The sequence below is a fragment of the Serratia sp. Res13-Sevr-LER1-36-b genome (genome assembly GCF_015673035.1).
GTDB classification, from domain to species: Bacteria; Pseudomonadota; Gammaproteobacteria; order Enterobacterales; family Enterobacteriaceae; genus Chania; species Chania fonticola_C.
Genome location: NZ_JADACK010000015.1, coordinates 1 through 25,238 on the forward strand (window position 1 = coordinate 1; position 25,238 = coordinate 25,238).

The following is a 25,238-nucleotide window of genomic DNA, read 5'->3' on the forward strand; positions in this document are numbered from 1 at the left end:
CCCATTTTTTTCCACAACCCCTTTTTAGATCTTTTCTTACCGACTGCGCACTTTTCCGCCCTTTCGCGCGGATCTTGCCCGATCAAGGCCATTTTACCGACGATCCCCCGTGTTGACTGGTTGTAATTCCACCGTCAAAGTCTAGTATTGCCGGTAATAAGATCCTTATACGAGGCAATCCCATGTCCAATTCAGTGCGTCCTTATCTTCATTACTCCCCTCAAATTGGCCAACGCGTCATGATCGATCCTTCCAGCGTAGTGATCGGCAACGTTGATCTGGCTGATGACGTCAGCGTTTGGCCCTTGGTTGCCATCCGCGGCGATGTCAACGCGGTAAAGATCGGCGCACGCAGTAATATCCAGGATGGCAGCATTCTGCATGTCACCCATCAATCCGATTATAATCCGGCGGGTTACCCTTTACTGATCGGCGAGGATGTCACCGTTGGGCATAAAGCCATGCTGCATGGCTGTACCATCGGTAATCGCGTTTTGGTGGGAATGGGCTCCATTCTGCTCGACGGTGCCGTAATAGAAGATGATGTGATGATTGGTGCAGGTAGCCTGGTAGCCCCCGGCAAGCATCTGGAAAGTGGCTACTTATATGTAGGCAGCCCTGCGCGCCGGGTTAGAGCCTTGACTCCGGCAGAACTGGAAGGGTTACGCTATTCGGCCAATAACTATGTACGTTGGAAAGACGAATACCTCAGTGAAGATATCTGACTGCCCCGCCCTGCTTGCCAGAGCGGGGCAACCATCACACTGCCATTTCCTGACGTAATTGCTGCAATACCGGTTCAATCTCCGGCATCACACCATGCCATAAAAAGAAAGCATGGGCAGCCTGCCCCACCAGCATGCCTAAACCGTCCGCATAATGTTGCGCCCCCAACTGCTGCGCCCAAGCCAGGAATGGGGTGCCGCCCTGTTGGTAGAACATGTCATAGCACCGTGTCGTGCTGTGGATAATGCTGTCAGGCAGTGCGGGGATCTCCCCCTTGAATCCTGATGCTGTCGCGTTGATCACTAAATCAAAATGCTGTTGATCCAGCCGATCCAGCGGCAAGGCGGCGATCTCCCCCAGATGGCGGAACGCCGCAGCCAACTCCTCAGCGCGGCTGAAGGTGCGGTTAGTCAACACCACTTCACAGCCAAAAGAGAGCAGCGGCAGGATCACACCACGCGCTGCCCCACCCGCCCCAACCAGCAACACGCGGTCATCTGGCCGAATCAACTGCTGGCGTTCAAGATCAGACAGCAAACCGATACCGTCAGTGTTATCCCCCAGCAGCTTTCCATCGGGCAAAACCTTTAGCGTATTCACCGCACCGGCCATTGCCGCCCTTTCGCTAAGTTCGCTTGCTGCCTCATAGGCACATTCTTTAAAAGGGACGGTGACGTTGGCCCCTTGGCCACCAGCAGCAATAAACCGTTGCAAGGTAGGTACAAAACCGTCCAACGGAGCCAGCACGGTGCCGTAGGGGTGTTCGATCCCGGTCTGTTGCGCAAACAGCGCGTGGATACGGGGGGACTTGCTGTGAGCAATCGGGTTACCGAATACCGCGAACTTCTCCATAGATCTAGCCTCTAGCCCTGACGGATCAGCTCACCGGTCAAAGCATCTCTGATTTCAGAAGGGTTTAACCGGCCACCCACGTTACCTACCAGCACCGGGAAAGCATCACCAAACTGCTGCTGCACTTCAGCCACGGTGCGGCACGGCTCCTCACCGCTTAAGTTGGCACTGGTTGACACCAGCGGCTTGCCGAACTGGCGGCACAGCTGTTGCACCAGAGGATGATCGCTGACGCGCACGGCCAACGAATTAAAACGACCGGTCAGCAAGGCTGGCGTTTGCGGTTTTGCCGGGATCACCCAGGTTACCGGGCCAGGCCAACTGGCAAAGATCGCGGCACGCTGCTGCTCATTCAATACGCCATCATCAATATAAGGCGCTAGCTGGGCATAATCGGCAGCGATCAGGATCAGGCCTTTTTCCCACGGGCGTTGTTTCAAGGCCAACAGCTGTTTGACGGCCTGTTCGCTATCAGGGTCACACCCCAGACCGAATACCGCTTCTGTTGGATAGGCAATCACCTGCTGGTTTTCCAGCGCGGCAATAATGGGCGCGAATGAGGAAGTTTGTTCTGGGTTCATAGCTTGATTATTCTGAGATAGCGACGGGTTTTCCGCACAGTTTACTGGCGCAGCAAAGCGTTGGGCCTTTTGCCGTGCGCTTTTCCATCAGTAATGGATAGTGGCAGTAAGCACACTCACCGGCGACGGGTTTAAAATTAAGCACAAACTGACATTCTGGATAACGATCGCAAGAATGGAACACCTTGCCAAAGCGAGATTTGCGCTGCAGCAGTTGGCCTTGGCCACACTGAGGGCAGGCGATGCTGGTTTCATCCGGTTTGTCGATCACTTCGGTATGATCGCAGTCGGGATAGTGGCTGCAACCGATAAACATGCCATAACGCCCCTGGCGTAACACCAGCGTTGCCTGGCATTTCGGGCATTGCTGGCCCTCAAGCACTTTGACAATATGGCCATCCGCCTGCGCTTTCAAAGGCCGGATATATTCGCACTGCGGATATTGAGAACAGCCGAGAAAGGGGCCGTGGCGACCACTGCGGATCACCAACTCGGCCCCGCATTCCGGACAGGGTTCATTTTGCCTCGCGGCAAAAATCGCTGGTTTTGTCATAACGTCTTCTATGCCTGTTACCTACTCAGTGCAGGTAACCTTCGTTTACTTCAAATAACAGTTCTTCCATCTGCTGATAGGCGCTCTCATATCCGGGGATATTGAACAACACCATCAGCACTACCCATTTCAGATCTTCGAGATCAAATTCCGTATTATCCAAAGCCATAACACGATCGATAACCATTTCACGGGTTTCGAGGTTCAATACCTGGATCTGTTCTAGGAACAGGAGAAAACCACGGCAACCGGCATCTAAACGCACGCTCTCTTCTTCGGTGTAGATCCGCATAGCCAGCGGATCGGCATCCATAAAATAAGGGGCATTCTCGCCTTCCTGGAGGTCTGCAAGCTTTTCGAGCCAATTCAACGCGTTGAAGATATCATCACGATCAAATCCTGCTTCGGTAAGATCGTCGGTCAAGGTATCCTGATCAACGTGCATCTCTGGCTCATTATGGATATAGGTTTCAAACAAATACATGAGTACGTCGAACATGGCATGCCCTCCTTATTCGGACATAGCCGCCGGGTACAGCTGCGATCCAACCTGCTAACTCCAGATCGAGTAATTTGATTACCACCTCTGGCACAGGTTGGCCGGCACGTTCAGCGACGACGTCAACAGGTGTCACCTCATCTCCTACGTTAGCCAACACATCGGCAAATGGCAATTCAACTTCGGCCTCTGATGCAGAAATAGTTGTATTTTCGTTCACGGACAGCCATTGCAACCCACTTCCCAGTTGTTCTGCGATATCTTTTGGGCCGGTGACCAGGCTGGCTCCCTGCTGGATCAACCAATGAGATCCCTCGCTCATCGGGTTACCCAATGCCCCCGGCAGGGCAAACACTTCGCGCCCCTGTTCCAACGCGTAACGCGCAGTGATCAGCGACCCGCTACGCAGTGAAGCCTCTATGACCACCACGCCCGCACTTAACCCACTGATAATACGGTTGCGACGTGGGAAATGAGCCGCCAGCGGCAAATCGGTAGCCAGATGTTCGGAAATCACCGCTCCGCCCTGCTCAATGATTTGCTCGGCCAGCCGGCGATGGCGGCGTGGGTAGATATTTGCCAGGCCGCTGCCCAATACCGCAATGGTGACCCCTTCGGCCTCCAAGGTTGCACGGTGACAGATCCCGTCAATGCCAATCGCCAGGCCGCTGGTGATGGCGAAACCGCAATGCACCAAACCGCTGGCAAAGTAACTGCCCCACTGTTCGCCATAGTGGCTGAACTGGCGGCTACCCACCATGGCGATTTGCGGCTGTTGCAAAGCCTTTACAGCCCCCTGCACCATCAGTAATAACGGCACGTCATCGATATGCGCCAAGAGTTCGGGAAACGCTGGCTCACCGTACCGCACCATCTGATTGCCCGGCTGCTCCAGCCACTTGAGCGTTGCCTTTAGATACTGCCCATGCCCACGCCGAAACTGCTTTTGCTGCTGGTCATTCAGCCCCAGAGGCTTAAGCAACCGATAAGGATCGCCGCCTTCAGCAATCAGGCGATCGATAATCTGGCTGGCTTGCAGTGCGTCGATCTTTGTCACCGCATGCATACGTAGAGCGATTTCTTCTGGCCCCATGGAGCATTCCCTCGCTGTAATTAGGGGATTACCAATTCGTGCAATTGGTCTGGGATGCTGTCAATCAGGCCAAGAAATGTCTAGAATAGAAGCTAATCACTGTTCATCACTCGGATACAGATCTTAAGATATATGTCAGTCTTGCAGGTATTACATTTCCCAGACGAGCGGCTACGCAAAATTGCGGCCCCGGTAAAAGAAGTCAATGCAGATGTCCAGCGCATCGTGGATGATATGTTTGAAACCATGTACGCAGAGGAAGGCATTGGCCTGGCTGCGACACAAGTTGATATTCATCAGCGCATTATCGTCATCGACGTTTCTGAAAACCGCGATCAACGCCTGGTGTTGATCAACCCGGAACTGCTGGAAAAAAGCGGTGAAACCGGTATCGAAGAAGGCTGCCTTTCTATCCCTGAGCAACGCGCCCTGGTGCCACGCGCAGAGAAAGTGAAGATCCGCGCCCTCAATCGTGAAGGACAACCTTTTGAGCTTGAGGCCGATGACTTGCTGGCAATCTGTATCCAGCACGAAATGGATCATCTGGTTGGCAAACTGTTTGTCGATTACCTGTCGCCGTTGAAACGCCAACGTATCCGTCAGAAACTGGAAAAAATGGCCAAGCTTGAAGCTCGCGCCTAACCGATCAGGAAATCAACGTGTCTGACTCTTTACGGATTATTTTTGCCGGAACCCCAGACTTTGCAGCGCGTCACCTAGACGCGCTGTTGTCATCTGGGCACCAGGTGGTCGGCGTCTTCACCCAGCCCGATCGCCCCGCAGGCCGCGGTAACAAATTGACGCCAAGCCCGGTCAAGGTGCTGGCCGAACAGCATCAAATCCCCGTTTTCCAACCTAAGTCACTGCGCCCGCAAGAGAATCAGCACCTGGTTGCCGACCTGAATGCGGACGTGATGGTGGTGGTTGCCTATGGGCTGATCCTGCCAAAAGCCGTGCTGGATATGCCGCGCCTGGGCTGCATCAACGTACATGGCTCTCTGCTACCACGCTGGCGCGGTGCGGCACCGATCCAACGCGCTTTATGGGCTGGCGATGGCAAAACTGGCGTAACCATCATGCAAATGGACGTGGGTCTCGATACCGGCGACATGATGCATAAGATCGCATGCCCGATCGAAGCCAGCGATACCAGTGCCAGCCTTTACAACAAGCTGGCAGAACTGGGGCCACAAGGGCTGCTGATCACTTTGCAGCAATTGGCGGCGGGTACGGTGAAGCGCGAAGTTCAAGACGAAGCGCTGGTGACCTACGCAGAAAAGCTGAGCAAAGAAGAGGCACGCCTGGACTGGAGCCTTTCCGCCGAACAGTTGGAACGCTGTATTCGTGCTTTTAACCCTTGGCCAATCAGCTATTTCACCATCGACGATCAACCGGTGAAAGTCTGGCAGGCAACCGTGCTGGCGGAAACCGCCAACGCAGAACCGGGTACTATCGTGCACGCCGACAAGCACGGCATTCAGGTGGCTACCGCGCAAGGTATTCTCAACCTCACGCAGCTCCAGCCTGCCGGTAAAAAACCGATGTCGGCACAAGATTTACTGAATTCTCGCCGCGAATGGTTCACGCCGGGCAACCGGTTATAAGCCACTCCCACTGCCCGGCTATTGTTGCCGGGCTGTTCGTTTCTTAATGCCGATCGTAATCCGCCTTAGCCTATGAAAAACAATTACAATCTCCGAAGCATTGCTGCCAAGGCCATCGGCCAGGTACTGGATCAAGGGCAGTCGCTCAGCACCATTTTGCCCACATTACAAAAGAATATTTCTGACAAAGACCGTGGGCTATTGCAGGAACTCTGTTTTGGTACGCTGCGGGTGCTGCCGCAGCTCGAATGGTGCATCCAGCAGTTGATGGCAAAGCCCATGACTGGAAAACAGCGGCCACTTCACTATTTGCTGATGGTTGGGCTGTATCAGTTGCTGTATACCCGTATTCCACCGCACGCGGTATTAGCCGAAACGGTTGAAGGCGCGGTCGCCTTGAAGCGCCCACAGCTGAAAGGACTGATTAACGGCGTACTGCGCCAGTTCCAACGCCAGCAAGAAGAACTGCTGGCACGTGCAGCCAATAACGAAAGCCGCTATCTGCACCCTAGCTGGTTGCTTAAACGCATCAAACTGGCTTATCCGGCACAGTGGGAGCAGATCGTTGATGCCAATAATCAGAAGCCGCCAATGTGGCTGCGCGTCAATCGTCTGCACCATACCCGTGAAGATTATCTGAAGCTTATGCAGCAGGCCGGCATTACCGCCGAGCCTCATGCGGAGTACCGCGACGCAGTTCGCTTGCTGGCTCCGTGCCCAGTAACGGACTTGCCCGGTTTCTCCGAGGGCTGGGTAACGGTACAAGACGCCTCCGCTCAAGGTTGCGTTGATCTGTTGGATCCGCAAGACGGTGAACAGATCCTCGATCTTTGTGCAGCCCCCGGCGGCAAAACGACCCATATTCTGGAGGCCGCTCCCAAAGCTCACGTTCTTGCCGTGGATATCGACGAACAGCGTTTAAGCCGGGTGAAAGAAAACCTGCAGCGCCTGCGCCAACATGCAGAAGTTCGCCAGGGTGATGGCCGTACCCCGCAAGAGTGGTGCGGTGACCAACAGTTCGACCGTATCCTGTTGGATGCCCCTTGCTCCGCCACCGGTGTTATTCGCCGCCACCCGGATATCAAATGGCTACGTCGTGACAGCGATATCGCCGAACTGGCCGCTTTACAGAGTGAAATTCTGGAAGCTATCTGGCCACGCCTGAAACCCGGCGGCGTAATGGTTTATGCAACCTGCTCTATTCTGCCGCAGGAAAATAGCGAGCAGATAGCCGCGTTCCTGCAACGTCACGGCGATGCCAAGCTGGTTGAAACCGGCGACACGCAATCACCAGGTAAACAGAATCTGCCTCATCCTGAGGATGGCGATGGTTTCTTTTACGCTAAGCTGATTAAAATATAACTGTTCAGGGAGCGCCTGCGGGCATTCTCACCTTTCGGCCACGGCCGTCGCAGATCGAGCAGAGAAATCGATGAAAATAATTATTCTTGGTGCAGGGCAAGTTGGCGGAACACTGGCTGAAAACCTGGTGGGTGAAAATAACGATATCACCGTGGTCGATACCGACACCGGGCGCCTACGCCAGTTGCAAGACAAGTTTGACCTGCGCGTCGTCCAGGGGCACGGTTCCCATCCACGCGTATTACGCGAAGCCGGTGCCGAAGATGCCGATATGCTGGTTGCCGTCACCAACTCTGACGAAACCAATATGGTCGCCTGTCAGATCGCTTATACGCTGTTTAACACCCCGAATCGTATTGCACGGATCCGGGCGCCGGATTATATCCGTGAGTCCGAGAAGCTATTCCATCCGGAGGCGGTACCCATCGACCACCTGATCTCGCCGGAGCAGTTGGTTATCGATTACATCTACAAGCTGATCGAATACCCTGGCGCCTTGCAGGTGGTGAACTTTGCCGACGGCAAGGTCAGCATCGCCGCTGTGAAGGCCTATTATGGCGGCCCACTGGTGGGAAATGCTCTGTCTGCCATGCGTGAGCATATGCCACATATCGATACTCGCGTGGCGGCAATTTTCCGTCATGACCGCCCGATCCGCCCACAAGGCTCTACTATTATCGAAGCTGGTGATGAGGTGTTCTTCGTTGCCGCATCACAGCATATCCGCGCGGTAATGAGTGAGCTGCAGCGGCTCGAAAAGCCCTACAAACGCATCATGATCGTCGGCGGTGGTAACGTGGGTGCCGGACTGGCGCATCGGTTGGAAAAATCGTACAACGTGAAGCTGATTGAGAAAAACCAGCAACGTGCCGCCGAACTGGCAGAGCAACTGCACGATACCATCGTGTTTTACGGCGATGCCTCCGATCAGGAGCTGCTGGCCGAAGAACATGTCGAGCAGGTAGACGTGTTTATAGCCATCACCAACGATGACGAAGCCAATATCATGTCTGCCATGCTGGCCAAACGCATGGGAGCCAAAAAGGTGATGGTCTTGATCCAGCGCCGTGCCTATGTCGATCTGGTCCAGGGCAGCGTGATTGATATCGCAATTTCGCCGCAGCAGGCCACCATCTCCGCGCTGCTAGGCCACGTGCGTAAAGCCGATATTGTCAGCGTCTCCTCGCTGCGTCGCGGCGTTGCCGAAGCCATTGAAGCGATTGCCCATGGCGATGAAAGCACCTCCAAGGTCGTAGGCCGTATGGTCGAAGAGATTAAACTGCCACCAGGTACCACCATTGGCGCGATAGTGCGTGGCGATGATGTGATCATTGCCAACGGCAACAGCCGGATCCAGCAAGGCGACCACGTGATCATGTTTATTACCGATAAGAAATTTGTACCAGACGTTGAGCGCCTGTTCCAACCAAGCCCGTTCTTCTTATAGATACTTAAATCATGCGAATGATTTTTTGACACGTCCCAAGTCGAGAATTAGGAAAAACAAAAAATTTTCCTATACTGATTGTGTCAAAGGGGAATTGCTTTGTTAAAATTGCGTTACTAATTTTTTGAGGGGTGTTCTGATGGGTATGTTAAAAGAGTTCCGCGAATTTGCCATGCGTGGCAACGTGGTCGATCTGGCAGTGGGTGTGATCATTGGTGCGGCATTCGGTAAAATCGTTTCTTCTCTGGTTGCCGACATCATCATGCCACCTTTGGGGTTGCTGATAGGTGGCGTTGATTTCAAACAGTTCCATCTGGTACTGCGTGAAGCCAAAGACAATGTCCCAGCAGTAGTGATGAACTATGGCTCTTTCCTGCAGAATATCTTTGATTTCGTGATCGTCGCCTTTGCGATCTTTATGGCCATCAAGTTAATGAACAAAATGCGCCGTAAAGAAGTTGAAGAGCCAGCCGCACCGCCTGCGCCAACGGCCGAAGAGAAGCTGCTGACAGAAATCCGCGATCTGCTGAGCCAGCAACAACAGCCTAAGCTGTAATTCACCGCTTATAACGCTAAAAGCCATCTTACGAGATGGCTTTTTTGTGGCTTAAAACCAGAAGGCCAGTGGTAAATTGTCGTTGGGCAATTTACCACTGGCCTCCCAGTTACCGCCTTTTGCGTGTTTGTCTTTACGCCGGTAGCTGCCTTTCCCTTTACTGTTCTTCTCTACCCGTTGGCGGAAAAGAGGATCGTGTAGCAACGCCTCAATGGCATTGTCCTGGATCTTGCCTTTGGTATGACGATATTGGGTCATCATGGTCTTCCTGTTGGTTGGTGATAATAAACGCGCCGATAATACTGCTGGCCAGATAAAAATTAAAGCCCCATACGCCGTTAAACCGCACTTTTGGCTTTCTCTTCGCTGGCTCCTTGCTCCAAAGCCTCCAGAATCGAGCAATAGTTGCTAGTGTGCTCACTACCACAGCAGGCATCGCTGAGCCTTTTCAGCGACTCACGCATTCTGGTTAACTCGGTCAGTTTGCTTTCAACCTCATGCAGCCGCGCATCAACGATAGACTTCGACTCTTCGCAGGTATGATGCTCTGGATCTACGCGGATCGACAGCAACTCGGCGATGGTTTCCAGCGTGAAGCCCAGCTGCTTGGCATAGCGGATAAAACGCAGGCGCTGTAAGTCCTGATCGCTATACAGCCTATAGCCGCCTTCGGTACGAACGTGGTGATCCATCATGCCTTGCTTCTCGTAATAGCGCACCGTATCTGGCGTTACGTCAGCCAACTTGGCTAATTGCCCAATTTTGAACATCATGACCTCTCCATGTTGCACTTATCACTGATAGCCTGAGCATAGCGGATGTGGGGAAGGATCTTAAGCATTGCCGGGAGGGAAAGCACATTTGGCTAGCTACAGACGTAAAAAAACCGGGCAAGCCCGGTTTTTCTACGCTTCCACAGATTACTCTGCAGTTGCTACTTCTGCTTGAGACTCAGCACGATCAACCAGCTCGATGTATGCCATCGGCGCGTTGTCGCCTGCGCGGAAGCCACACTTCAGAATGCGAGTGTAACCACCGGCACGGCTCGCAAAACGCGGGCCTAGCTCGTTAAACAGTTTTGCCACGATCTCGTTATCACGAGTACGGGCGAATGCCAGACGACGATTAGCAACGCTGTCGGTCTTGGCAAGAGTAATCAGCGGCTCAACAACGCGACGCAGCTCTTTCGCTTTTGGCAGGGTCGTCTTGATGATCTCATGACGAACCAAAGAGCCGGCCATGTTACGGAACATAGCCTGGCGATGGCTGCTGTTACGGTTCAGTTGACGACCACTCTTACGATGGCGCATGACCTTATCCTTCTCAGTAAAACCTTAACCTGTGATCCGGTTACTCGTCAGCAATGCTAGCCGGTGGCCAATTTTCCAGGCGCATGCCCAGAGAAAGTCCACGGGAAGCCAGCACGTCTTTAATCTCAGTAAGAGATTTTTTACCCAGGTTAGGCGTTTTCAACAGCTCAACCTCGGTACGCTGTACCAGATCACCGATGTAGTGGATAGCTTCTGCCTTAAGGCAGTTAGCAGAGCGGACAGTCAATTCCAGATCGTCAACAGGGCGCAGCAGGATCGGATCGAACTCTGGTTTCTCTTCTTTCACTTCCGGCTGACGTACATCACGTAGGTCAACGAAAGCTTCCAGTTGTTCAGCCAGAATGGTTGCCGCACGGCGGATCGCCTCTTCAGGATCGATCGTGCCATTGGTTTCCATCTCGATGACCAGCTTGTCCAGGTCGGTACGCTGTTCTACACGCGCTGCTTCAACATTGTAGGCAATACGCTCTACAGGGCTATAGCAGGCGTCAACCAACAGACGACCAATCGGGCGCTCATCTTCTTCCGAATGAATTCGGGCAGAAGCCGGCACATAACCACGACCGCGCTGAACTTTGATACGCATGCTGATAGCAGCGTTCTCATCGGTCAGGTGGCAGATAACGTGCTGCGGCTTGACGATTTCGACATCACCATCATGGGTAATGTCGGCAGCGGTCACAGGGCCAATGCCAGATTTATTCAGGGTAAGAATAACTTCATCTTTCCCTTGAACTCTCACCGCCAGCCCTTTCAGGTTGAGCAAGATCTCCAGGATATCTTCCTGTACGCCTTCTTTGGTGCTGTACTCATGTAGTACACCATCAATCTCAACCTCGGTCACCGCGCAACCCGGCATAGATGAAAGCAGAATACGGCGCAGTGCGTTGCCAAGAGTATGGCCAAAGCCACGCTCTAACGGCTCAAGGGTCACCTTGGCGTGCGTCGAACTGACTTGCTCGATATCTACCAGGCGCGGTTTTAGAAACTCTGTCACAGAACCCTGCATTGTGTCCTCTCTTTGAAACTCAAGCCTTACTTGGAGTAAAGCTCGACGATCAGGTGTTCGTTAATGTCGGCGGACAGATCGGTACGTTCAGGAATACGTTTGAACACACCTTCCATCTTCGCAGCATCAACTTCCAGCCAAGTCGGCTTTTCACGCTGCTCAGCCAGCTCCAGAGAAGCCTTAACACGAGACTGCTTTTTAGCTTTCTCGCGGATGCTGACTACGTCATTCGGAGATACCTGATAAGAAGCGATGTTAACAACGCGACCATTTACCATAACGGCTTTATGGCTAACCAGCTGACGTGATTCTGCACGAGTGGCGCCGAAGCCCATACGGTAAACTACGTTGTCCAGACGACCTTCCAGAAGGGTCAACAGGTTTTCACCGGTGTTGCCTTTCAGGCGGGTTGCTGCTTTGTAATAGTTACGGAACTGACGCTCCAGAACACCGTACATACGGCGAACTTTTTGCTTTTCACGTAACTGTACACCGTAGTCAGACAGACGCGGTTTACGCGCACCGTGTTGACCAGGTGGCTGTTCAATTTTGCACTTTGAATCTATCGCGCGAACGCCAGACTTCAGGAACAGGTCTGTGCCCTCGCGGCGGCTAAGCTTGAGCTTAGGACCCAAATATCTTGCCATTTTCTTTCTCCAACAATCCGAAAAGCAGGGGCGTTACACGCGACGCTTTTTCGGTGGACGACAACCGTTATGAGGAATCGGAGTCACATCGGTAATATTAGTGATGCGGAAACCAGCCGCGTTCAGAGCGCGGATAGTAGACTCACGACCAGGACCAGGTCCTTTGACCATAACTTCCAGGTTCTTGATACCGTATTCTTTAACTGCGTCAGCACAACGCTCGGCTGCAACCTGAGCTGCAAACGGAGTTGACTTACGAGAACCACGGAAACCGGAACCACCGGCTGTTGCCCAACCCAAAGCATTACCCTGACGATCGGTAATAGTCACAATGGTGTTGTTGAAAGAAGCATGGATATGAGCCACGCCGTCAGAGACTTGTTTTCTTACACGCTTACGTGTACGAACAGGTGCCTTTGCCATTATTCAATCACCCCGATTATTTCTTGATCGGTTTACGCGGACCCTTACGGGTACGTGCGTTGGTCTTAGTACGCTGACCGCGAACTGGCAGACCACGACGATGGCGTAAACCACGGTATGTACCAAGATCCATCAGACGCTTGATGCTCAGGGTAACTTCACGACGCAAATCACCTTCAACAGTGAATTTGGCAACTGCTTCACGCAGTTGTTCAATTTGCTCTTCAGACAGCTCACTGATCTTAACATTTTCAGCAATACCCGTCTCAGCACAGATAGACTGTGAACGAGTTTTGCCGATTCCGAAGATCGACGTTAACGCGATAACGGTATGTTTATGATCAGGAATGTTAATGCCTGCTATACGGGCCACTATGCACTCCTACTAATTTTTACGGCAACACCATTCTGAAAAGCCCGTTTTCAGGATACTCAAATAATGTTGCAGCTACATACAAAAGATTGGCTGGCTAATCTAGCCAGCTCAACCCAACTTTGCAAGAAAAATATGCGAGATAATCAGCCTTGACGCTGTTTATGCTTCGGCTCGGCGCTGCAAATCACACGAACGACACCGTTACGCTTAACGATTTTGCAGTTACGACATAATTTCTTGACGGAAGCACGAACTTTCATTTTTACTCTCCGTAACTTCTCAAACGCACCAGATTAGCGGTTATAGCCTTTCAGGTTTGCTTTCTTCAATGCAGACTCGTACTGACTTGACATCATCAGAGTTTGCACTTGAGCCATAAAGTCCATGATGACGACAACAACGATCAGTAGCGAGGTACCACCAAAGTAGAATGGTACTTTCATTGCATCACGCATGAACTCCGGGATCAGGCAGATGAAAGTAATGTACATCGCGCCCACCAGGGTTAAACGCGTCATCACTTTATCGATATATTTCGCCGTTTGCTCTCCCGGACGAATTCCTGGTACGAAGGCACCGGACTTCTTCAGGTTATCTGCTGTTTCACGCGGGTTGAAAACCAACGCCGTGTAGAAGAAACAGAAGAAGATGATTGCAGACGCATAGAGTAACACATAAAGCGGTTGTCCAGGCTGCAAATACAGCGAAATCGTTGTCAGCCAGTTCCAACCGGTACCGCCCCCAAACCATGATGCAATCGTGGCAGGGAACAGAATAATGCTGGAAGCGAAGATTGCTGGGATTACCCCTGCCATGTTCACTTTCAACGGTAAGTGTGTGCTCTGTGCTGCGTAAACACGACGACCCTGTTGACGTTTCGCATAGTTAACGACGATACGACGTTGACCACGTTCAATGAAAACAACGAAGAAGGTTACTGCAAACACTAATACTGCAACCAACAGCAACAAGAGGAAGTGCAGGTCGCCTTGCCGAGCTTGCTCAATAGTATGGCCAACAGCCGGCGGAAGACCCGCCACAATACCCGCGAAGATAATGATTGAGATACCGTTACCGATACCACGCTCAGTAATCTGCTCGCCCAGCCACATCAGGAACATTGTCCCGGTAACCAGACTCACAACCGCAGTAAAGTAGAACGCAAAGCCTGGGTTTAACACCAGGCCCTGCATACCAGGCATATTCGGCAGACCGGTAGCAATACCGATCGACTGGAATATGGCCAACACCAGCGTACCGTAGCGGGTGTACTGGCTAATCTTGCGACGGCCAGCCTCCCCTTCTTTCTTGATTTCCGCCAACGCTGGATGAACCACCGTCAGTAACTGGATAATGATCGAGGCCGAAATGTACGGCATGATCCCCAGAGCAAAAATAGAAGCACGGCTGAGAGCACCACCAGAGAACATGTTAAACATTTCAATGATGGTGCCTCTCTGCTGTTCGAGCAGTTTGGCAAGCACAGTGGCATCGATACCAGGAATCGGAATGAAAGAGCCAATGCGGAAAACAATCAGCGCGCCGATAACAAACAAAAGTCTGCGCTTCAGCTCACCGAGTCCGCCTTTAGCACTTTGAAAATCTAATCCTGGTTGCTTAGCCATCAGCTTACTTATTCCTCAATTTTACCGCCAGCAGCCTCGATAGCAACACGAGCGCCTTTGGTGACACGCAGACCACGCAGGGTAACCGGACGAGTGATTTCGCCAGAAAGCATAACTTTCGCGAACTCGATCTGGGTACCAACAACGTTAGCGGCTTTCAGCGTGTTCAGGTCGATTACGTCGCCTTCTACAAGAGCCAGTTCAGACAGACGAACTTCTGCCGTGATCATAGCTTTGCGAGAGGTGAAGCCGAATTTCGGCAAACGACGATATAAAGGCATCTGACCACCTTCAAACCCACGACGTACGCCACCGCCAGAACGTGAGTTCTGACCTTTGTGACCACGACCGGCGGTTTTACCCAGGCCAGAACCAATACCACGACCTACACGCTTAGGCGCATGCTTGGCACCTTCAGCCGGAGACAGAGTATTTAAACGCATCTGTTACTCCTCAACCTTAACCATGTAGGAAACCAGGTTGATCATACCGCGTACAGCAGGAGTATCCTCGCGCTCTACGGTGTGACCAATACGACGCAGACCCAGACCGAGCAGTGTAGCTTTATGCTTCGGCAGACGGCCAATGGAGCTGCGAACTTGTGTAACTTTGATAGTCTTAGCCATGGTCAATTACCCCAGAATGTCTGCAACGGATTTACCACGCTTGGCAGCGACCATTTCAGGAGACTTCATATTAGCCAAAGCGTCGATAGTTGCACGAACCACGTTGATCGGGTTGGTGGAACCATAAGCTTTAGCCAGTACGTTGTGCACCCCAGCAACTTCGAGAACGGCGCGCATTGCACCACCCGCGATGATACCGGTACCTTCATGAGCTGGCTGCATGAACACACGGGAACCCGTATGAGCACCTTTAACAGGGTGCTGCAGGGTGCCGCCGTTCAGCGCGACATTCATCATGTTGCGACGGGCTTTTTCCATCGCTTTCTGGATCGCTGCTGGAACTTCGCGTGCTTTGCCGTAGCCAAAACCAACGCGACCGTTACCATCACCAACTACTGTCAGTGCGGTAAAGCTGAAAATACGGCCACCTTTTACGGTTTTAGATACGCGGTTTACCGCGATCAGCTTTTCCTGCAGTTCGCCAGCTTGTTTTTCGATGTGAGCCATCTTAAACCTCTTCCTTAGAACTGAAGGCCAGCTTCACGGGCAGCATCTGCCAGTGCCTGGACTCGACCATGATATTGGAAACCGGAACGGTCAAAGGATACTTTCGCAATCCCTTTTTCCAACGCGCGCTCAGCCAGAGCTTTACCTACGGCTGCTGCTGCGTCTTTGTTACCGGAGTACTTCAATTGCTCAGTGATAGCTTTTTCTAAAGTAGAAGCGGCTACCAGAACTTCAGAACCATTTGGAGCAATGACCTGTGCGTAAATGTGACGCGGGGTACGATGTACCACCAGGCGGGTTGCACCCAGTTCTTTGAGCTTACGGCGTGCGCGGGTCGCACGACGGATACGAGCAGATTTCTTATCCATAGTGTTACCTTACTTCTTCTTAGCCTCTTTGGTACGCACGACTTCGTCGGCGTAACGGACACCCTTGCCTTTATAAGGCTCAGGACGGCGGTAGGCACGCAGATCTGCAGCAACCTGGCCAATAACCTGCTTATCAGCGCCTTTCAGCACGATTTCAGTTTGGCTTGGGCATTCAGCAGTAATACCTGCTGGCAGCTGGTGATCGATTGGGTGAGAGAAGCCCAGGGCTAAATTCACCACGTTGCCTTTAACAGCAGCACGATAACCAACACCTACCAGTTGAAGCTTCTTGGTGAAACCTTCGGTAACACCGACAACCATTGCGTTCAGCAGAGCGCGCGTGGTACCCGCTTGGGCCCATGCGTTAGCAAAACCTTCGCGTGGTGCGAAAGTCAGTGCGTTAGCTTCTTGCTTCACTTCAACGGCGTCATGGACTGTACGAGTCAGCTCGCCGTTCTTACCCTTAACCGAAATAACCTGACCGTTGAGTTTTACCTCTACGCCGGCAGGAATGACGACGGGTGCTTTTGCAACACGAGACATTCTTTCCTCCCGAATTAAGCTACGTAGCAGATAATCTCGCCACCAAGACCAGCTTGGCGAGCTGCACGATCGGTCATAACACCTTTAGAGGTAGAAATAACAGCGATACCCAGACCGGCCATAACTTTTGGCAGTGCATCTTTTTTCTTGTAGATGCGCAGACCTGGACGACTGATACGCTGAATGCTTTCTACCACTGCCTTGCCCTGGAAGTACTTCAGTACCAGTTCCAGAACAGGCTTGGTGTCGCCTTCAATTTTGAAATCTTCAATAAAACCTTCTTCCTTCAGCACGTTGGCAATTGCCACTTTCAGCTTGGAGGAAGGCATGGTGACCGCAACTTTGTTCGCGGCTTGACCGTTACGGATACGGGTCAGCATATCCGCGATCGGATCTTGCATGCTCATCTGTCTTTACTCCCGTGATTCAATTGGTAATTACCAGCTAGCCTTTTTCAAGCCTGGTACTTCACCGCGCATAGCGGCTTCACGTAGCTTGATACGGCTCAACCCGAATTTGCCCACATAACCATGTGGACGGCCAGTTTGACGGCAGCGTTTACGCTGACGAGACGGGCTGGAATCACGCGGCAGAGACTGGAGCTTGAGAACAGCATCCCAACGATCTTCGTCAGAAGAGTTCACACCAGAAATGATAGCTTTCAATTCCTCGCGTTTAGCGCGGTACTTGTCAGCCAGTTTCACGCGAACGACTTCGCGTGCTTTCATTGATTGCTTAGCCATCAGTAACCCTGCCTTACTTGCGGAACGGGAAGTTAAAAGCAGCCAACAGCGCGCGGCCTTCATCATCAGATTTCGCAGAAGTGGTAATGGTAATATCCAAACCACGAACGCGATCGACTTTGTCGTAGTCGATTTCTGGGAAGATGATTTGCTCACGCACACCCATGCTGTAGTTACCACGGCCATCGAATGACTTAGCGGACAAGCCACGGAAGTCACGGATACGTGGAACAGCAATGGAAATCAGACGCTCAAAGAACTCCCACATGCGTTCGCCACGCAGAGTTACTTTACAGCCGATCGGATAGCCCTGGCGGATTTTGAAGCCTGCAACAGATTTGCGTGCTTTGGTGATGAACGGCTTTTGACCGGAGATAGCTGCCAAGTCAGCTGCTGCATTATCCAGCAGTTTCTTGTCAGCGATCGCTTCACCAACACCCATATTCAGGGTGATCTTCTCGACCCGAGGGACTTGCATGACAGAGTTGTAATCAAACTGAGACATCAGTTGTTTGACTACCTCGTCTTTGTAGTAATCATGCAGTTTCGCCATCGTCATACTCCAAATTACTTGATAGTTTCGCTATTTGATTTGAAGAAACGGACTTTTTTGCCGTCTTCGAATCTAAAGCCTACACGGTCAGCCTTACCGGTAGCCGAGTTGAACAGCGCAATGTTGGAAACCTGAATAGCAGCTTCTTTTTCAACAATGCCACCTGGTTGGTTCAGGGCCGGGACCGGCTTCTGATGTTTCTTAACCAGGTTGATACCTTCAACAATGACCTTACCAGCAGACAGGACATTTTTTACTTTACCGCGTTTACCTTTGTCTTTCCCGGTAAGCACGATAACTTCGTCATCACGACGGATTTTCGCTGCCATGGTTCGCTCCTTAGAGTACTTCTGGTGCCAGAGAGATAATTTTCATGAACTTCTCATTACGCAGTTCACGAGTTACCGGCCCAAAAATACGCGTACCGATAGGTTGCTCGCTGTTATTGTTTAAAATAACGCATGCATTACCATCGAAGCGAATGACAGAACCGTCCGGGCGACGTACACCCTTCTTGGTGCGCACCACTACCGCCTTCAGCACATCGCCTTTCTTCACCTTACCGCGAGGAATTGCTTCCTTGATGGTAATTTTGATGACGTCGCCGATGCCTGCGTAGCGACGGTGCGAGCCACCTAGAACCTTGATACACATTACGCGACGTGCACCGGAGTTGTCGGCCACGTTCAGCATAGTCTGTTCTTGGATCATGTTAGTGCTCCGCTAATGTCAACTACAACTTTAGGACCCATTACTAGGTCGTTGAAAAGCCCCATAACCGAGGGCGCAGCATTATAACACCGCTTCCAGAGTATGGGTAGAAAAAATAAACGGCTCACTTTCTGAGCCGTTTATTAAGTTAGAGTCAGCTACTCTATTACAGAATCGCTTTATCTACAATGCGAACCAACGTCCATGACTTAGTCTTGGACAGTGGACGGCATTCGCGGATTTCTACCACGTCGCCGATACCACATTCGTTGTTCTCATCATGTACATGCAGCTTAGTCGTACGCTTGATGAATTTCCCGTAGATCGGGTGCTTCACCGTACGTTCGATAGCAACAACCATGGATTTCTCCATTTTGTCACTAACAACACGACCTTGCAGAGTACGGATAATATCAGTCATTTTACGCACCCGCCTTTTCAGTCAGTAAAGTCTTAACGCGTGCGACATTACGACGCACTTGTTTCAACAGGTGAGTTTGTTGCAGTTGGCCACTCGCCGCCTGCATGCGTAAGTTGAATTGCTCACGCAGCAGGTTGAGCAGCTCAGTGTTCAGCTCTTCAACACTTTTTTCACGCAGCTCTTGTGCTTTCATTACATCACCGTCTTAGTTACAAAGGTGGTTTTGATCGGCAGTTTAGCTGCTGCCAGCTTGAACGCTTCACGGGCGACTTCTTCTGGAACGCCGTCCATTTCGTACAGGACTTTGCCAGGTTGGATCAGGGCAACCCAATATTCCACGTTACCCTTACCTTTACCCATACGCACTTCAAGAGGCTTCTCGGTGATTGGTTTGTCCGGGAATACACGGATCCAAATCTTACCTTGACGCTTCACTGCACGAGTCATTGCACGACGAGCTGCTTCGATTTGACGAGCAGTCAGACGGCCACGGCCAACAGCTTTCAGACCGAAAGTGCCGAAGCTAACATCCGTACCTTGCGCCAGACCACGGTTGCGGCCCTTGTGCACCTTACGGAATTTTGTACGCTTTGGTTGTAACATCAGCGACTCTCCTTACTTGCGGCCTTTACGCTGCTGCTTTTTAGGTTGAGCAGCCGGTTCCGGTTGTTCAACTGCAGCCATACCACCCAGGATCTCACCTTTGAAGATCCATACCTTAACGCCGATTACACCATAAGTGGTGTGCGCTTCAGATGTGTTGTAATCGATATCCGCACGCAGTGTGTGCAACGGAACACGACCTTCACGGTACCATTCGGTACGCGCGATTTCAGCACCGCCAAGACGGCCGCTTACTTCAACTTTGATACCTTTAGCGCCAAGACGCATTGCGTTCTGTACAGCACGCTTCATAGCACGACGGAACATAACGCGACGTTCCAGCTGTGAAGTGATGCTGTCAGCAACCAATTTTGCGTCCAGTTCCGGTTTACGGACTTCGGCGATGTTAATTTGCGCAGGAACGCCAGCGATATCCGCTACGACCTTACGCAGTTTTTCGACATCTTCACCTTTCTTGCCGATAACGATGCCAGGACGAGCGGTGTGAATAGTCACACGGATGCTCTTCGCTGGACGCTCGATAACGATGCGAGAAACGGAAGCTTTCGCCAGTTCTTTAGTCAAGAATTGGCGAACTTTAAAGTCGCTGTCCAGGTTGTCAGCGAATTCTTTGGTATTCGCATACCAAGTAGAGTTCCAAGGTTTGACAATACCCAGGCGAATACCATTAGGATGTACTTTCTGACCCATTGCTAGTCTCCAGAGTCTCAGCGATCGGACACAACCACAGTAATGTGGCTGGTGCGCTTCAGGATGCGATCTGCACGACCTTTTGCACGAGGCATAATGCGCTTCATGCTTGGGCCTTCGTCTACGAAGATTTTCGTGACTTTCAGATCATCGATGTCAGCGCCATCGTTGTGTTCTGCGTTAGCAATGGCAGACTCCAGCACTTTCTTGACCAGACCAGCAGCTTTCTTGTTGGTGTAGGCCAGAGTTTCCAGAGCTTGCGACACTTTCTTACCGCGGATCAGGTCTGCAACAAGGCGAACCTTCTGAGCAGAAGAACGAGCGTGGCGATGTTTAGCGATAGTTTCCATCTCTTCCTCCTACCTTAGCGCTTTTTAGCTTTTTTATCAGCCGCATGGCCGCGATAAGTACGAGTCGGCGCGAATTCACCCAGTTTGTGACCGACCATTTCATCGGAAACAAATACTGGTACGTGCTGACGACCATTATGGACAGCGATGGTCAAACCGATCATGTTAGGAAAGATCGTTGAACGACGGGACCAAGTGCGCAAAGGCTTCTTGTCACCGCTTTCCACCGCTTTCTCTACCTTCTTCAGCAAGTGCAGGTCAATAAAAGGACCTTTCTTGAGAGAACGTGGCATGGCTTATCCTCTAATTATTTTTTACTACGGCGACGTACGATGAACTTGTCAGTACGCTTGTTGCTACGGGTCTTCTTACCTTTGGTCTGAACGCCCCACGGAGTTACCGGGTGCTTACCAAAGTTACGACCTTCACCACCACCGTGCGGGTGATCGACTGGGTTCATCGCCGTACCGCGAACGGTAGGACGAATACCACGCCAACGTGCAGCACCTGCTTTACCCAGAACGCGAAGCATATGTTCAGCGTTACCGACTTCACCCAGGGTGGCGCGGCAATCAACTGGAACTTTACGCATTTCGCCAGAGCGCAGACGCAGAGTTACGTAGGAACCATCACGTGCGACGATCTGAACGTAGGCACCAGCAGAACGAGCCAGCTGGCCGCCTTTACCTGGTTTCATTTCTACGTTATGAACCGTTGAACCTACTGGGATGTTGCGCATAGGCAGGGTGTTACCCGCTTTGATTGCAGCATCAACACCAGATTGGATCTGGTCACCAGCTTTCAGGCCTTTCGGCGCCAGGATATAACGGCGTTCGCCGTCTTTGTACAGAACCAGCGCGATGTTCGCGGAACGGTTCGGATCGTACTCCAGACGCTCAACCACAGCAGGGATACCATCTTTGTTGCGTTTGAAGTCAACCAGACGATAATGTTGCTTGTGGCCACCACCGATATGACGGGTGGTGATACGGCCATTGTTGTTACGACCACCGCTTTTGCTCAGTTTCTCAAGCAGCGGGGCATAAGGTTTACCCTTGTGCAGCTCAGGGTTAACCACTTTAACAACGTGGCGACGACCCGGAGATGTAGGTTTACATTTAACAATTGCCATTGTTCTTACTCCTCCGACTTACTCTGCGCCGCCGATGAAGTCCAAGTTCTGGCCTTCCTTCAGGGTGACGTAAGCTTTTTTCCAGTCGCTACGACGACCAACACGCTGACCTTGACGCTTCACTTTCCCTTTTACTACCAGGGTGTTAACGTCTTCGACTTCGACTTCAAACAGTTTCTGCACTGCAGCTTTAATTTCTGCTTTGGTCGCGTCTTTGGCAACTTTGAGTACGATGGTGTTGCTTTTTTCCATCGCAGCGGATGCTTTTTCAGATACGTGCGGTGCACGCAGCACTTTCAGCAAACGTTCTTCACGGATCATGCCAGCATCTCCTCAACTTGCTTCACAGCATCAGCAGTCATAACCACTTTGTCGAAGGCGATCAGGCTAACTGGGTCGATACCTGCTACATCGCGCACGTCAACCTTGTACAGGTTACGAGCTGCCAGGAACAGATTCTCATCCAGTTCACCGGTCACGATCAGCACATCTTCCAGGGCCATATCTTTCAGTTTCTGTGCCAGCAGCTTAGTTTTAGGCGCTTCTACAGAGAACTTCTCGACAACGATCAGACGATCTTGACGTACCAGTTCGGACAGGATGCTTTTCAGCGCGCCGCGGTACATCTTTTTGTTTACTTTCTGACTGTGGTCTTGTGGCTTCGCAGCGAAGGTTACACCACCAGAACGCCAGATCGGGCTCTTTACAGTGCCTGAACGCGCACGGCCTGTACCTTTCTGGCGCCACGGTTTTTTACCGGAACCAGTCACTTCAGCACGGGTCTTCTGAGCACGGGTACCTTGACGGGCACCTGCTGCATAAGCAACAACAACCTGGTGTACCAGCGCTTCGTTGAAATCACGACCGAAGGTAGTTTCGGAAACAGTCAGCGCGCTTTGCGCGTCTTTCAATACTAATTCCATTGCTATCCCCTTACGCCTTCACAGCTGGTTTAACGATCAGGTTGCCACCGGTTGCGCCCGGTACAGCACCCTTAACCAGCAGCAGGTTGCGCTCAGCGTCAACACGTACTACGTCCAGGCTTTGAACGGTTACACGCTCGTCACCCAGGTGGCCAGCCATTTTCTTGCCTTTGAACACTTTGCCCGGAGTCTGGTTCTGACCGATAGAACCCGGAACGCGGTGAGACAAGGAGTTACCGTGGGTTGCATCCTGAGTACGGAAGTTCCAGCGCTTTACAGTGCCAGCAAAACCTTTACCTTTGGAAGTACCGGTAACATCGACTTTTTTAACGTCAGCGAAGATTTCTACGCTGATTTCTTGACCTGCAGCGAACTCTTGACCTTCTTCAAGGCGGAATTCCCACAGACCACGGCCAGCTTCGACGCCAGCTTTAGCGAAATGACCCGCTTCCGGTTTGGTCACACGGTTAGCTTTTTTGCTACCGGTAGTGACCTGAATGGCACGGTATCCGTCGTTGTCCAGGTCTTTAACCTGAGTCACGCGGTTCGCTTCAATTTCAATCACGGTTACTGGGATAGAAACGCCATCTTCAGTGAAGATACGAGTCATGCCCACTTTTTTACCGACTAAACCAATCATTGTTTCAACCTCTCAATCGTCAATGACCTGATTAACCCAGGCTGATCTGCACGTCTACACCGGCAGCCAGATCCAGACGCATCAGAGCATCAACGGTTTTCTCAGTTGGCTCAACGATGTCAACCAGACGCTTGTGAGTGCGGATCTCGTACTGATCACGCGCGTCTTTGTTGACGTGCGGGGAGATCAGAACGGTAAAGCGCTCTTTGCGAGTTGGCAGCGGGATCGGACCACGGACTTGCGCACCAGTGCGCTTGGCAGTCTCGACGATTTCCGCAGTTGATTGATCGATCAGACGATGATCAAACGCTTTCAGGCGGATACGGATTCTTTGGTTCTGCATGAGACCAGAGCTCCAATTATTTATAAACGTAAATAATTACTCCTCACACCCATTTCGATTGATGGGGGAGTGTAATCGTCAACATATAACCCCCATATCGGGAGTATTGTTCGAAGGGCAAAACGTTCTTGCCAATCGACTGATTCGCTAAAATCAGGCTTACCAAGATTAGGTAAGCCCGCGCATTATACGCAAACCAGGCCAGGTTGCAAGCCACGGATGGAAATATGCTCAGAATGAGCGGTATTTAATGAGTTTTCCCCCTCCCCCGACCCTCTCCTTTAGTGATAGGGAGCCGATCGGCACTATTGGCAAGTGCAGGAGATAATCTGTAACGGGAGAATGTGAGGGCTGTTATGGCGTTAAAGCTGATCTGTAATAGTGGAATATAAAGGAAGAATGTCTCAGTTAAGTTACAGCACGGACTGTCCCTCTCCCTGTGGGAGAGGGTTCGGGGGGCATTCAGTCTTTGCGTTCCAGCACTTGCGCCTGGCAATAGTTTTGGATGCCAAGCCGCTCAATCAAGCTCAGCTCAGTCTCCAACCAGTCGATATGCCCTTCCTCATCGGCCAAGACTTCTTTCATCAGATCGCGGCTGACATAATCATGGATAGAGTCGGCATAGTCGATACCTTCCCGCAGGTTCTTGGCGCCGTCCAGCTCCAGGGCCAAATCAGACCTCAGCATCTCTTCGACATCTTCGCCGATATTCAGCTTGCCGAGATCTTGCAGGTTCGGTAACCCTTCAAGGAACAGGATACGCTCGATGTAGCGATCGGCATGTTTCATCTCATCGATCGACTCGTGATATTCCTTCTCATTGAGACGCATCAGGCCCCAATTTTTGAACATACGCGCGTGCAGGAAGTATTGATTGATGGCAACCAGCTCGTTACCGAGCAGCTTGTTGAGGTGAGCAATGATCTTTTTATCGCCTTTCATAGGTAAATCCTCCTGGGCAGTTCTAAAAGTGTAGAAGCTGCGGGCCAAGAGTCAAAAAATAACCCTACTATTTATTAGGCGACTTCATGCATATGAATCAGGGTTGCGCGTTCCTCCACCATAATTTGCCTTGCCTGACGAATGCATTTACCGCAGTCAGTTCCAATCGGCACCAGCTCACGTAGTTGCTTCATGGTATGGGGATTGTGCTGACGCACCGCCTTACGGATCGCTTTGTCAGACACAGCATTACACAGACATACGTACATAGAGAGACTCACTTCTTAACCGATGCAGTAAGTCTAAATAAGAATCGTTTTTATTTCAATTAAGATTGGTAAAAAATTGTATAAAAAAAGGGCACCGAAGTGCCCTCTTTTAGTGCTTATAAATTATTCGCGATTAAGCGATAACTTTAGCAACAACGCCCGCACCTAC

The 25,238-nt window shown here is 51.5% G+C and carries 43 protein-coding genes; 6 read left to right on the forward strand and 37 right to left on the reverse strand.

Translation table 11 applies throughout. The features are described from left to right. Positions 1-182 precede the first annotated feature (182 nt). Positions 183-725, forward strand: coding sequence for a gamma carbonic anhydrase family protein (locus IMQ33_RS09360; RefSeq protein ID WP_021808115.1), 543 nt, complete (start codon positions 183-185; stop codon positions 723-725). A 34-nt stretch (positions 726-759) separates the two neighbouring features. Here the strand turns inward: IMQ33_RS09360 and aroE are convergent, their stop codons facing one another. The 5 genes from aroE to dprA are packed head-to-tail and all read right to left on the reverse strand — an operon-like array spanning position 760 to position 4,304. Continuing rightward, the gene (gene aroE / locus IMQ33_RS09365; protein WP_024531124.1) at positions 760-1,578 is read right to left on the reverse strand and encodes a shikimate dehydrogenase; all 819 of its coding nucleotides are present in this window, start codon (positions 1,576-1,578) and stop codon (positions 760-762) included. 11 nt (positions 1,579-1,589) lie between these two features. Beyond that, a complete protein-coding gene (gene tsaC, locus IMQ33_RS09370; protein WP_024531125.1) occupies positions 1,590-2,159 on the reverse strand; it encodes an L-threonylcarbamoyladenylate synthase type 1 TsaC in 570 nt (189 codons plus the stop codon). A gap of 7 nt (positions 2,160-2,166) precedes the next feature. Next, positions 2,167-2,712, reverse strand: coding sequence for a type I DNA topoisomerase (locus IMQ33_RS09375; RefSeq protein WP_024531126.1), 546 nt, complete (start codon positions 2,710-2,712; stop codon positions 2,167-2,169). 25 nt (positions 2,713-2,737) lie between these two features. Continuing rightward, positions 2,738-3,211 (reverse strand): DUF494 family protein, encoded by a 474-nt coding sequence (locus IMQ33_RS09380; RefSeq protein WP_021182206.1) that lies wholly within the window; start codon positions 3,209-3,211, stop codon positions 2,738-2,740. Next, positions 3,183-4,304: a DNA-protecting protein DprA gene (dprA, locus tag IMQ33_RS09385; RefSeq protein ID WP_196061956.1), complete on the reverse strand. Its 1,122-nt coding sequence runs from the start codon at positions 4,302-4,304 to the stop codon at positions 3,183-3,185. Before dprA ends, IMQ33_RS09380 begins: the two co-directional genes overlap by 29 nt. 132 nt (positions 4,305-4,436) lie before the next feature. Between dprA and def the strand changes: the two genes are divergently transcribed. From def to mscL, 5 genes are all read left to right on the forward strand, one after another. Next, positions 4,437-4,946: a peptide deformylase gene (def, locus tag IMQ33_RS09390; protein ID WP_024485624.1), complete on the forward strand. Its 510-nt coding sequence runs from the start codon at positions 4,437-4,439 to the stop codon at positions 4,944-4,946. Between the two features lie 17 nt (positions 4,947-4,963). Next, positions 4,964-5,908: a methionyl-tRNA formyltransferase gene (gene fmt / locus IMQ33_RS09395; RefSeq protein WP_196061957.1), complete on the forward strand. Its 945-nt coding sequence runs from the start codon at positions 4,964-4,966 to the stop codon at positions 5,906-5,908. Between the two features lie 72 nt (positions 5,909-5,980). Further along, positions 5,981-7,270, forward strand: coding sequence for a 16S rRNA (cytosine(967)-C(5))-methyltransferase RsmB (gene rsmB, locus IMQ33_RS09400; protein ID WP_196061958.1), 1,290 nt, complete (start codon positions 5,981-5,983; stop codon positions 7,268-7,270). Between the two features lie 70 nt (positions 7,271-7,340). Next, complete coding sequence (gene trkA, locus IMQ33_RS09405) at positions 7,341-8,717, forward strand: Trk system potassium transporter TrkA (RefSeq protein ID WP_021182211.1); 1,377 nt, start codon at positions 7,341-7,343, stop codon at positions 8,715-8,717. Positions 8,718-8,856: 139 nt separating this feature from the next. After that, on the forward strand, positions 8,857-9,273 hold the full coding sequence (mscL, locus tag IMQ33_RS09410) for a large-conductance mechanosensitive channel protein MscL (protein WP_021808121.1): 417 nt from the start codon (positions 8,857-8,859) through the stop codon (positions 9,271-9,273). A 51-nt stretch (positions 9,274-9,324) separates the two neighbouring features. Here the strand turns inward: mscL and IMQ33_RS09415 are convergent, their stop codons facing one another. From IMQ33_RS09415 to bfd, 32 genes are all read right to left on the reverse strand, one after another. Then, on the reverse strand, positions 9,325-9,531 hold the full coding sequence (locus IMQ33_RS09415) for an alternative ribosome-rescue factor A (RefSeq protein ID WP_021808122.1): 207 nt from the start codon (positions 9,529-9,531) through the stop codon (positions 9,325-9,327). An 80-nt stretch (positions 9,532-9,611) separates the two neighbouring features. Further along, on the reverse strand, positions 9,612-10,043 hold the full coding sequence (gene zntR, locus IMQ33_RS09420; RefSeq protein WP_039996322.1) for a Zn(2+)-responsive transcriptional regulator: 432 nt from the start codon (positions 10,041-10,043) through the stop codon (positions 9,612-9,614). Between the two features lie 150 nt (positions 10,044-10,193). Beyond that, positions 10,194-10,583, reverse strand: coding sequence for a 50S ribosomal protein L17 (gene rplQ / locus IMQ33_RS09425; RefSeq protein ID WP_004929726.1), 390 nt, complete (start codon positions 10,581-10,583; stop codon positions 10,194-10,196). Between the two features lie 40 nt (positions 10,584-10,623). Continuing rightward, complete coding sequence (rpoA, locus tag IMQ33_RS09430) at positions 10,624-11,613, reverse strand: DNA-directed RNA polymerase subunit alpha (protein WP_002919219.1); 990 nt, start codon at positions 11,611-11,613, stop codon at positions 10,624-10,626. Between the two features lie 26 nt (positions 11,614-11,639). Then, entirely contained in the window at positions 11,640-12,260 is a 621-nt protein-coding gene (gene rpsD / locus IMQ33_RS09435; protein WP_021182216.1) for a 30S ribosomal protein S4, read from the reverse strand. A gap of 33 nt (positions 12,261-12,293) precedes the next feature. Continuing rightward, on the reverse strand, positions 12,294-12,683 hold the full coding sequence (gene rpsK, locus IMQ33_RS09440; protein ID WP_004929731.1) for a 30S ribosomal protein S11: 390 nt from the start codon (positions 12,681-12,683) through the stop codon (positions 12,294-12,296). Positions 12,684-12,699: 16 nt separating this feature from the next. After that, on the reverse strand, positions 12,700-13,056 hold the full coding sequence (gene rpsM / locus IMQ33_RS09445) for a 30S ribosomal protein S13 (RefSeq protein ID WP_021182217.1): 357 nt from the start codon (positions 13,054-13,056) through the stop codon (positions 12,700-12,702). A gap of 146 nt (positions 13,057-13,202) precedes the next feature. Further along, positions 13,203-13,319 carry a 50S ribosomal protein L36 gene (rpmJ, locus tag IMQ33_RS09450; RefSeq protein WP_002227352.1) on the reverse strand — a complete coding sequence of 39 codons (117 nt, stop codon included), beginning with the start codon at positions 13,317-13,319 and terminating at the stop codon, positions 13,203-13,205. Between the two features lie 33 nt (positions 13,320-13,352). Further along, positions 13,353-14,684 (reverse strand): preprotein translocase subunit SecY, encoded by a 1,332-nt coding sequence (gene secY, locus IMQ33_RS09455; RefSeq protein ID WP_021182218.1) that lies wholly within the window; start codon positions 14,682-14,684, stop codon positions 13,353-13,355. A gap of 8 nt (positions 14,685-14,692) precedes the next feature. Next, positions 14,693-15,127 (reverse strand): 50S ribosomal protein L15, encoded by a 435-nt coding sequence (gene rplO / locus IMQ33_RS09460; RefSeq protein WP_021182219.1) that lies wholly within the window; start codon positions 15,125-15,127, stop codon positions 14,693-14,695. A 3-nt stretch (positions 15,128-15,130) separates the two neighbouring features. Continuing rightward, the gene (gene rpmD / locus IMQ33_RS09465) at positions 15,131-15,310 is read right to left on the reverse strand and encodes a 50S ribosomal protein L30 (protein WP_004956161.1); all 180 of its coding nucleotides are present in this window, start codon (positions 15,308-15,310) and stop codon (positions 15,131-15,133) included. Positions 15,311-15,316: 6 nt separating this feature from the next. Beyond that, positions 15,317-15,817 carry a 30S ribosomal protein S5 gene (gene rpsE / locus IMQ33_RS09470; RefSeq protein WP_021182220.1) on the reverse strand — a complete coding sequence of 167 codons (501 nt, stop codon included), beginning with the start codon at positions 15,815-15,817 and terminating at the stop codon, positions 15,317-15,319. A gap of 14 nt (positions 15,818-15,831) precedes the next feature. Then, entirely contained in the window at positions 15,832-16,185 is a 354-nt protein-coding gene (gene rplR, locus IMQ33_RS09475) for a 50S ribosomal protein L18 (protein WP_021182221.1), read from the reverse strand. A 9-nt stretch (positions 16,186-16,194) separates the two neighbouring features. Then, a complete protein-coding gene (gene rplF / locus IMQ33_RS09480) occupies positions 16,195-16,728 on the reverse strand; it encodes a 50S ribosomal protein L6 (RefSeq protein ID WP_021182222.1) in 534 nt (177 codons plus the stop codon). A gap of 14 nt (positions 16,729-16,742) precedes the next feature. Then, positions 16,743-17,135, reverse strand: coding sequence for a 30S ribosomal protein S8 (rpsH, locus tag IMQ33_RS09485; RefSeq protein ID WP_021182223.1), 393 nt, complete (start codon positions 17,133-17,135; stop codon positions 16,743-16,745). Positions 17,136-17,165: 30 nt separating this feature from the next. Continuing rightward, positions 17,166-17,471: a 30S ribosomal protein S14 gene (rpsN, locus tag IMQ33_RS09490; protein ID WP_021182224.1), complete on the reverse strand. Its 306-nt coding sequence runs from the start codon at positions 17,469-17,471 to the stop codon at positions 17,166-17,168. Positions 17,472-17,484: 13 nt separating this feature from the next. After that, positions 17,485-18,024 carry a 50S ribosomal protein L5 gene (gene rplE, locus IMQ33_RS09495; protein WP_021808125.1) on the reverse strand — a complete coding sequence of 180 codons (540 nt, stop codon included), beginning with the start codon at positions 18,022-18,024 and terminating at the stop codon, positions 17,485-17,487. A gap of 14 nt (positions 18,025-18,038) precedes the next feature. Beyond that, positions 18,039-18,353, reverse strand: coding sequence for a 50S ribosomal protein L24 (gene rplX, locus IMQ33_RS09500; RefSeq protein ID WP_021808126.1), 315 nt, complete (start codon positions 18,351-18,353; stop codon positions 18,039-18,041). A 10-nt stretch (positions 18,354-18,363) separates the two neighbouring features. Further along, the gene (gene rplN / locus IMQ33_RS09505; RefSeq protein ID WP_020837240.1) at positions 18,364-18,735 is read right to left on the reverse strand and encodes a 50S ribosomal protein L14; all 372 of its coding nucleotides are present in this window, start codon (positions 18,733-18,735) and stop codon (positions 18,364-18,366) included. Between the two features lie 166 nt (positions 18,736-18,901). Next, entirely contained in the window at positions 18,902-19,156 is a 255-nt protein-coding gene (gene rpsQ / locus IMQ33_RS09510; protein ID WP_021182227.1) for a 30S ribosomal protein S17, read from the reverse strand. A gap of 1 nt (position 19,157) precedes the next feature. Beyond that, positions 19,158-19,349 (reverse strand): 50S ribosomal protein L29, encoded by a 192-nt coding sequence (gene rpmC / locus IMQ33_RS09515; RefSeq protein WP_002218942.1) that lies wholly within the window; start codon positions 19,347-19,349, stop codon positions 19,158-19,160. Continuing rightward, on the reverse strand, positions 19,349-19,759 hold the full coding sequence (gene rplP, locus IMQ33_RS09520; protein WP_004929764.1) for a 50S ribosomal protein L16: 411 nt from the start codon (positions 19,757-19,759) through the stop codon (positions 19,349-19,351). Before rplP ends, rpmC begins: the two co-directional genes overlap by 1 nt. A gap of 12 nt (positions 19,760-19,771) precedes the next feature. Continuing rightward, the gene (rpsC, locus tag IMQ33_RS09525; protein WP_004956187.1) at positions 19,772-20,470 is read right to left on the reverse strand and encodes a 30S ribosomal protein S3; all 699 of its coding nucleotides are present in this window, start codon (positions 20,468-20,470) and stop codon (positions 19,772-19,774) included. A gap of 17 nt (positions 20,471-20,487) precedes the next feature. After that, on the reverse strand, positions 20,488-20,820 hold the full coding sequence (gene rplV / locus IMQ33_RS09530) for a 50S ribosomal protein L22 (RefSeq protein WP_004391423.1): 333 nt from the start codon (positions 20,818-20,820) through the stop codon (positions 20,488-20,490). Between the two features lie 14 nt (positions 20,821-20,834). Beyond that, complete coding sequence (gene rpsS, locus IMQ33_RS09535; protein WP_004929772.1) at positions 20,835-21,113, reverse strand: 30S ribosomal protein S19; 279 nt, start codon at positions 21,111-21,113, stop codon at positions 20,835-20,837. 14 nt (positions 21,114-21,127) lie between these two features. Further along, a complete protein-coding gene (rplB, locus tag IMQ33_RS09540; RefSeq protein WP_021182228.1) occupies positions 21,128-21,952 on the reverse strand; it encodes a 50S ribosomal protein L2 in 825 nt (274 codons plus the stop codon). Positions 21,953-21,970: 18 nt separating this feature from the next. Then, positions 21,971-22,273: a 50S ribosomal protein L23 gene (gene rplW, locus IMQ33_RS09545; protein ID WP_021182229.1), complete on the reverse strand. Its 303-nt coding sequence runs from the start codon at positions 22,271-22,273 to the stop codon at positions 21,971-21,973. Beyond that, positions 22,270-22,875, reverse strand: a complete 606-nt coding sequence (gene rplD / locus IMQ33_RS09550) for a 50S ribosomal protein L4 (RefSeq protein ID WP_021182230.1) — start codon at positions 22,873-22,875, stop codon at positions 22,270-22,272. The genes rplW and rplD overlap by 4 nt, the downstream gene beginning before the upstream one ends. 10 nt (positions 22,876-22,885) lie before the next feature. Continuing rightward, positions 22,886-23,515 (reverse strand): 50S ribosomal protein L3, encoded by a 630-nt coding sequence (gene rplC, locus IMQ33_RS09555; protein ID WP_004956193.1) that lies wholly within the window; start codon positions 23,513-23,515, stop codon positions 22,886-22,888. A 31-nt stretch (positions 23,516-23,546) separates the two neighbouring features. Then, positions 23,547-23,858: a 30S ribosomal protein S10 gene (gene rpsJ, locus IMQ33_RS09560; protein ID WP_001181005.1), complete on the reverse strand. Its 312-nt coding sequence runs from the start codon at positions 23,856-23,858 to the stop codon at positions 23,547-23,549. 462 nt (positions 23,859-24,320) lie between these two features. Continuing rightward, on the reverse strand, positions 24,321-24,800 hold the full coding sequence (bfr, locus tag IMQ33_RS09565; RefSeq protein ID WP_196061959.1) for a bacterioferritin: 480 nt from the start codon (positions 24,798-24,800) through the stop codon (positions 24,321-24,323). A gap of 74 nt (positions 24,801-24,874) precedes the next feature. Then, the gene (gene bfd, locus IMQ33_RS09570) at positions 24,875-25,069 is read right to left on the reverse strand and encodes a bacterioferritin-associated ferredoxin (RefSeq protein ID WP_024485620.1); all 195 of its coding nucleotides are present in this window, start codon (positions 25,067-25,069) and stop codon (positions 24,875-24,877) included. Between the last annotated feature and the right edge of the window lie 169 nt (positions 25,070-25,238).

Coding starts and splice junctions, on each gene's coding strand:
- IMQ33_RS09360 (WP_021808115.1), top strand. CDS start 183: ATGTCCAATTCAGTGCGTCCTTATCTTCATTACTCCCCTCAAATTGGC.
- aroE (WP_024531124.1), bottom strand. CDS start 1,578: ATGGAGAAGTTCGCGGTATTCGGTAACCCGATTGCTCACAGCAAGTCC.
- tsaC (WP_024531125.1), bottom strand. CDS start 2,159: ATGAACCCAGAACAAACTTCCTCATTCGCGCCCATTATTGCCGCGCTG.
- IMQ33_RS09375 (WP_024531126.1), bottom strand. CDS start 2,712: ATGACAAAACCAGCGATTTTTGCCGCGAGGCAAAATGAACCCTGTCCG.
- IMQ33_RS09380 (WP_021182206.1), bottom strand. CDS start 3,211: ATGTTCGACGTACTCATGTATTTGTTTGAAACCTATATCCATAATGAG.
- dprA (WP_196061956.1), bottom strand. CDS start 4,304: ATGGGGCCAGAAGAAATCGCTCTACGTATGCATGCGGTGACAAAGATC.
- def (WP_024485624.1), top strand. CDS start 4,437: ATGTCAGTCTTGCAGGTATTACATTTCCCAGACGAGCGGCTACGCAAA.
- rsmB (WP_196061958.1), top strand. CDS start 5,981: ATGAAAAACAATTACAATCTCCGAAGCATTGCTGCCAAGGCCATCGGC.
- trkA (WP_021182211.1), top strand. CDS start 7,341: ATGAAAATAATTATTCTTGGTGCAGGGCAAGTTGGCGGAACACTGGCT.
- mscL (WP_021808121.1), top strand. CDS start 8,857: ATGGGTATGTTAAAAGAGTTCCGCGAATTTGCCATGCGTGGCAACGTG.
- IMQ33_RS09415 (WP_021808122.1), bottom strand. CDS start 9,531: ATGACCCAATATCGTCATACCAAAGGCAAGATCCAGGACAATGCCATT.
- zntR (WP_039996322.1), bottom strand. CDS start 10,043: ATGTTCAAAATTGGGCAATTAGCCAAGTTGGCTGACGTAACGCCAGAT.
- rplQ (WP_004929726.1), bottom strand. CDS start 10,583: ATGCGCCATCGTAAGAGTGGTCGTCAACTGAACCGTAACAGCAGCCAT.
- rpoA (WP_002919219.1), bottom strand. CDS start 11,613: ATGCAGGGTTCTGTGACAGAGTTTCTAAAACCGCGCCTGGTAGATATC.
- rpsD (WP_021182216.1), bottom strand. CDS start 12,260: ATGGCAAGATATTTGGGTCCTAAGCTCAAGCTTAGCCGCCGCGAGGGC.
- rpsK (WP_004929731.1), bottom strand. CDS start 12,683: ATGGCAAAGGCACCTGTTCGTACACGTAAGCGTGTAAGAAAACAAGTC.
- rpmJ (WP_002227352.1), bottom strand. CDS start 13,319: ATGAAAGTTCGTGCTTCCGTCAAGAAATTATGTCGTAACTGCAAAATC.
- secY (WP_021182218.1), bottom strand. CDS start 14,684: ATGGCTAAGCAACCAGGATTAGATTTTCAAAGTGCTAAAGGCGGACTC.
- rplO (WP_021182219.1), bottom strand. CDS start 15,127: ATGCGTTTAAATACTCTGTCTCCGGCTGAAGGTGCCAAGCATGCGCCT.
- rpmD (WP_004956161.1), bottom strand. CDS start 15,310: ATGGCTAAGACTATCAAAGTTACACAAGTTCGCAGCTCCATTGGCCGT.
- rpsE (WP_021182220.1), bottom strand. CDS start 15,817: ATGGCTCACATCGAAAAACAAGCTGGCGAACTGCAGGAAAAGCTGATC.
- rplR (WP_021182221.1), bottom strand. CDS start 16,185: ATGGATAAGAAATCTGCTCGTATCCGTCGTGCGACCCGCGCACGCCGT.
- rplF (WP_021182222.1), bottom strand. CDS start 16,728: ATGTCTCGTGTTGCAAAAGCACCCGTCGTCATTCCTGCCGGCGTAGAG.
- rpsH (WP_021182223.1), bottom strand. CDS start 17,135: ATGAGCATGCAAGATCCGATCGCGGATATGCTGACCCGTATCCGTAAC.
- rpsN (WP_021182224.1), bottom strand. CDS start 17,471: ATGGCTAAGCAATCAATGAAAGCACGCGAAGTCGTTCGCGTGAAACTG.
- rplE (WP_021808125.1), bottom strand. CDS start 18,024: ATGGCGAAACTGCATGATTACTACAAAGACGAGGTAGTCAAACAACTG.
- rplX (WP_021808126.1), bottom strand. CDS start 18,353: ATGGCAGCGAAAATCCGTCGTGATGACGAAGTTATCGTGCTTACCGGG.
- rplN (WP_020837240.1), bottom strand. CDS start 18,735: ATGATCCAAGAACAGACTATGCTGAACGTGGCCGACAACTCCGGTGCA.
- rpsQ (WP_021182227.1), bottom strand. CDS start 19,156: ATGACTGATATTATCCGTACTCTGCAAGGTCGTGTTGTTAGTGACAAA.
- rpmC (WP_002218942.1), bottom strand. CDS start 19,349: ATGAAAGCACAAGAGCTGCGTGAAAAAAGTGTTGAAGAGCTGAACACT.
- rplP (WP_004929764.1), bottom strand. CDS start 19,759: ATGTTACAACCAAAGCGTACAAAATTCCGTAAGGTGCACAAGGGCCGC.
- rpsC (WP_004956187.1), bottom strand. CDS start 20,470: ATGGGTCAGAAAGTACATCCTAATGGTATTCGCCTGGGTATTGTCAAA.
- rplV (WP_004391423.1), bottom strand. CDS start 20,820: ATGGAAACTATCGCTAAACATCGCCACGCTCGTTCTTCTGCTCAGAAG.
- rpsS (WP_004929772.1), bottom strand. CDS start 21,113: ATGCCACGTTCTCTCAAGAAAGGTCCTTTTATTGACCTGCACTTGCTG.
- rplB (WP_021182228.1), bottom strand. CDS start 21,952: ATGGCAATTGTTAAATGTAAACCTACATCTCCGGGTCGTCGCCACGTT.
- rplW (WP_021182229.1), bottom strand. CDS start 22,273: ATGATCCGTGAAGAACGTTTGCTGAAAGTGCTGCGTGCACCGCACGTA.
- rplD (WP_021182230.1), bottom strand. CDS start 22,875: ATGGAATTAGTATTGAAAGACGCGCAAAGCGCGCTGACTGTTTCCGAA.
- rplC (WP_004956193.1), bottom strand. CDS start 23,515: ATGATTGGTTTAGTCGGTAAAAAAGTGGGCATGACTCGTATCTTCACT.
- rpsJ (WP_001181005.1), bottom strand. CDS start 23,858: ATGCAGAACCAAAGAATCCGTATCCGCCTGAAAGCGTTTGATCATCGT.
- bfr (WP_196061959.1), bottom strand. CDS start 24,800: ATGAAAGGCGATAAAAAGATCATTGCTCACCTCAACAAGCTGCTCGGT.
- bfd (WP_024485620.1), bottom strand. CDS start 25,069: ATGTACGTATGTCTGTGTAATGCTGTGTCTGACAAAGCGATCCGTAAG.